This is a genomic window from Thermococcus sp. (genome assembly GCF_015523185.1).
In the GTDB taxonomy this organism is placed as follows: Archaea; Methanobacteriota_B; Thermococci; order Thermococcales; family Thermococcaceae; genus Thermococcus.
The window spans coordinates 1-4348 of sequence record NZ_WAKV01000079.1; the positions used below are offsets into that span (position 1 = coordinate 1).

The 4348-nt window shown below is 52.5% G+C and carries 3 protein-coding genes and 1 tRNA gene; 1 reads left to right on the top strand and 3 read right to left on the bottom strand.

Going from position 1 to position 4348, the window contains the following annotated elements; translation table 11 throughout:
* From gor to F7B33_RS09395, 3 genes are all read right to left on the bottom strand, one after another.
* Positions 1–1957, bottom strand: a 1957-nt coding sequence (gene gor, locus F7B33_RS09385; RefSeq protein WP_297074257.1) for a glyceraldehyde-3-phosphate:ferredoxin oxidoreductase, incomplete at its 3' end; no start/stop codon positions are given.
* A 115-nt stretch (positions 1958–2072) separates the two neighbouring features.
* Positions 2073–3200 (bottom strand): fructose-1,6-bisphosphate aldolase/phosphatase, encoded by a 1128-nt coding sequence (gene fbp, locus F7B33_RS09390; protein ID WP_297063310.1) that lies wholly within the window; start codon positions 3198–3200, stop codon positions 2073–2075.
* Positions 3201–3291: 91 nt separating this feature from the next.
* Positions 3292–3528, bottom strand: a complete 237-nt coding sequence (locus F7B33_RS09395) for a hypothetical protein (protein WP_297074258.1) — start codon at positions 3526–3528, stop codon at positions 3292–3294.
* 93 nt (positions 3529–3621) lie between these two features.
* On the opposite strand from F7B33_RS09395, the gene F7B33_RS09400 reads away from it, so the two are divergent.
* Positions 3622–3761 (top strand) — tRNA-Trp (locus F7B33_RS09400).
* The last annotated feature ends 587 nt before the right edge of the window (positions 3762–4348 follow it).

Here is a 4348-nt window from a genome sequence, read left to right on the forward strand (position 1 = left end):
AGAGCCTCCACTCCACCCCAAGAATCTCACTGTATGCATCTAAAACCCTGCTCAGGTACTCCTTGGCTGTGCCAACCTTATCCAGCTTAAACTTCTCGGCCCACTTATCGTTTCCAAACTCCTCGCTTCCAGCTGACACGAGGTCTATGACTCTCATCGAGTCCCAGAAGGCTGGAGTATAGCCTGCCTTTCTGGCGTACTCTATGAGCCTCTTTATCTGCCTCCTCGCGTGCTCCTCCATGTCTATATTTTCGCCGTAGGCGTCCATAAAGAGGGCCTTCAAGACAGGCTTCATCCACCCACGGTGGAAGCGGCACCAGCCGACGTTGTCGTACCAGAACTCCCAGAGAGCAGAGGCTATAATCTTCTGTGCCAGTTCCTCCGGCTCAAGGAAAACGCCGAACTGATAGAACGTCCAGTATCTACCCTGAATCGGAAGCGGGATGTAGTTTCCAATGGCCCAGTACATTGTGGGCGTCATCTCGCCGTCCTCACCGAGTGGGGTAAATACCGCGTAGTCCTTGAAGCTCTCCCCGTATCTGAGCCTGTCTTTGAACCTCTCATCGAGAATTACGCTCGCCTTCCTCTTACCCAGGCCGATTATCCTCGCTATTTCGTTCTCGGCGAACGCTACCCTGTGGGCTAATTCGGCAACCAGTTTCGCGTTCTTCTCGCTCGCCTCGACCGGGCGCTCTATCAGGGCCTCTTTCGTGAACTCAGGCTTTCCGCTGAGGCCAACCTCCTCGGGCTTGAGAAGCCCGCGGTGAACCAGCTCCAAAATCCAAGCTGCAGTTCCGCCGAACTCTATCGCATCAAAACCCATCGCATCAACGGCATGAACGCTTATATCGCTCGCGCGGAGGTTTATACTCCCGCTCAGCGGCCCGTTGGCCTCGTAGGGCTCGTACTCGACGTGATGGCCATTGCGATACTTCTTGCACACAACCGGGCAGGGCTCACCGCAGGTCGTCCAGTTCTTTGGCCTTATCGCCTCCTCGTTGAAGGGCTCCCAGTAGTGCTTCATTATGTTTTCATGAATCTTTATCCGATCTTCCTTTGGAATGTAGGGCATCCCCCAGTTGAGAATCGGAACGAAGTCGCCCTCGGCCGGGTAGTTCCCTCCGAAGGTTCCACCGGTGTTGAGCTTTGGATTAAAGCGGTACTTGGTCGTTTTTTCGGCTATTATCTCGTTGTAGGGTTTCTTGTGAACACCCTCAACGATTTCCTTAGCGGTTTTGAAGTTCGAGATGTCCTCACCGGGGAAGTTCCTTTTCCTCGACTTTCCACCGAAAATTATTCCAACGACGTTATGAGCGCGCAGAAGAACGCTTCCAGAACCTCCGCGAGCCGCCCAGTCCTCGCTACCAACGAGTCTCTTCCCCTTTCTGAGGGCCTGGGAAAAGATAGCCCCGTAGTTGGTGTTCAGAGAAGCCGGACCGACGACCGCTATTCTGTACTCAAAGTCAAAGCGCTCGCCGAAGGTGTCAATAAGGTACTGGGTGAGGGCATAAACCCCTTCCTCTCCCTTGTAGCCCCTCCAGATTTTAACGACCTTCTCAAGCTCTATCTCGTGTAGTTCGACCCTCACGTTCTTGCCGTCGTTGTAGAAAAGAACGACAACGGGCTTTTCAGCCCTGCCCTCGAAGGTGACAAAGTCAACACCAACGTTCTTGAAGGCATAAGCGGCTCCTCCCATGGCCGATGGAAAAAGCGTTCCGTAGAGGGGTGACCGGAAGAAGAATATGAGCCTGTGAGCACCGGGAAGAACCGAGCCGGCGAAGGGCCCCATACCCATTACAACTACGTTTTTCGGGTCGTACGGGTTTATTGAGTGCGTCTCAAGGTTCTCATGGAGCTCAAGACCGTAGTCTATGATACCGTAGATTCCTGGCTTCTCGATTTCTTCGCTCTCAATCCTATTCTCGTCAAGCTTGATGTGCATGACCGTGAACTTCATGCTTTTTCACCCCTTTGTATCACTCCAAGTGTTAGGTAGAATGAAAGCATATTTAAGGTTTTCTTGTCGGCTGAATGGCATAGGGGGAATGAACAGAATAGGGGAAAAGGGAAAATCACTCGATGTCCTCAAAGCGCTCCTCAAGCCTCTTGAGGACGCCCGGAAGGGTGGTGTACTCCATCTCCTCAAGCGGAAGTCTGTGAGGCTCGAAGGGTCCGTGCCTGCGCATGTACTCGGTAATCTCAAGGGCCTTCTGCCTCGCGTAGTCGAATGCCGGGTCGTCGAAGAGGTCAACCGGACCAACGAGCTCTCCCTTCGGGCTTATCTGCCAGCCGAGAGCGACAACCCTCGGAGGACCGTCGAAGCGCGTTGGGTTGGCATCGCACATCGAAACGGGCATTATTGGACCGTTGTGAGAACCGCGCATCCATCCGCTGACGAGGTGCGGGAATGCGAAGGGCTCGAGAACTTCACCGAGAGCCGGAAGACCGCTCTGGGCCCTGACTATAGCAACCGGGTCGTCCTTTCCGACGTATTCCCCAGCTATCTCGTAGAGCTTCTCGGTGCTGACAACAGCTACCGGCTCGTCCTTTGGAATCGGGTGCCCCTCCTTCGGGTAAACGCGCTTGATGACGTACCTGCTCTTCGCTCCGATGAGGGCGAGAAGGTCGTAGACCTCCTCAGGAGTGTTGAGGATTACGCGCTTGTGCTTGAGGATGTCCCAGACCTCAAAGCGGAAGCCCATGTGCATCTTGGGGTCAATGACCAAACCAGCGGTGTTGAAGGGGTCGGCGAACATCCTGAATATCGGGAGGTTGAAGGCTCCCGGCTCGGTCTTGTCCATGTGGAAGGTAACTATTGGCTCGCTCTTCCTCAGCGTTATCTCCATCTCGGCAACACCCGGCCCCATTCCGCGGACGTTTCCGCTGAAGGCATCCTTGAGGAGGTCCTGACCGGCACCGTAGAGGCCAAGCTCCTTGGCAACTTTGGTAGCTTCCTCAAAGGCCTTCCAGGCGAGTCCGTGTATATCTGGACTGTCAACACCCTTCTTGTGGGTCATGATGAGCTGAAGGTCATCTCCGGCATAGGCGACGTAGAAGTCTATTATCGTCCCCTCTTCCTTAGCCTTGCTGAGTATCTCCTCAGCCTTCTCTATGAGCTGGGGGTGGACTCTTGAGTGCCCGGGCCAGCCACCTATGTCGGCTTTGATTACGCTAATCGTTATCTTGTCCCCAACTGCCATGGAAACCACCTCCGAAGAGAATGTGAGTTTTATACTTATAAAACATTAATATCACCATAAATGATACGGAGAGCCTAAAAGAGTAGGAACATTACTCACAGATGTCAGTCCAGCCGAACTGTTCCCTTGCAACCTTTATGAGGTTCTTGAGCTCCTCCTTCTTGAGGTTAACACTTGAGCTTGCACCAACGAGGGCTATGATGCCATGAACTTCCTCCTGGAGCTGTATGACATTTTCATCAACTTTAACGACGCGAAGTTCCCTCCTCGCGGTCTCGTCCTCGCCGATTTTAAACTTGTCCTTTCCGATAACGATTGGCTCCTCCATGGCAACCACCTCAATAGATTTTTGTAAGTCAAAGGTAATAAAATTTCCGGGAGCAAAATTTATAAACCCGGAACCGTTAAGGTTGAGACGGACGGGGGCGTGGTGTAGCCTGGTCCATCATCGCGGGCTCCAGAGGTATGAGGACTTGCGGGTTTGCTGATTGGGGATGAGCCTTTGGAGCTCTGACCCGGAGAAACCCGCGGACCGGGGTTCAAATCCCCGCGCCCCCACCAACACAAACTTCGCCTGCGCGAAGTTTGACCAAGGTTCGTGATTCTTGTCTAAAGGTGCATTATGGCGGGATTTCTCGTTGAAGTTGCTTTTTTGGAAGTGGATTCTTTACCAAGAGCGTGTTTCAAGTGGGTTCGGCTTTTTAGCGCTCCAACGGAGCGCGGCCAGAGTGAACCCCTCAAAGAGTACTCTCCCAGTGAATCCACATACTAATGCCCCGAATTCAGCCCAAAATCCTTGGAAAGGGGAATATTAACAAGGAATCACGAACTTTTATGAAACTTTTTCCAAAAGTTTCAGCGCGGGTAGAAGATAACTTGCTTTTTCTATGATGTTTGAGTTTTGGAATGGGTTTTTTACTCGCCTGCTCCTTTGGTGGATGTTCCACTGTCCAAAGCGCCCTTTGGGCGCTGATTAAAGTTGAACTGCCTGAAAGGTTTCGTTTGGTGTTAAACCCCGTCTTGAGTTGCTTCTGAAGGGTACACAACTGATTTCTGCCAGTTTGGTGAGAAGGGCATTTTTCACCCTCATACCTTCCGTCCGATAAGTATACCCAGAACTATCAGGACAAGGCCAGTGAGAGTTCCAG

Coding starts and splice junctions, on each gene's coding strand:
- fbp (WP_297063310.1), bottom strand. CDS start 3,200: ATGGCAGTTGGGGACAAGATAACGATTAGCGTAATCAAAGCCGACATA.
- F7B33_RS09395 (WP_297074258.1), bottom strand. CDS start 3,528: ATGGAGGAGCCAATCGTTATCGGAAAGGACAAGTTTAAAATCGGCGAG.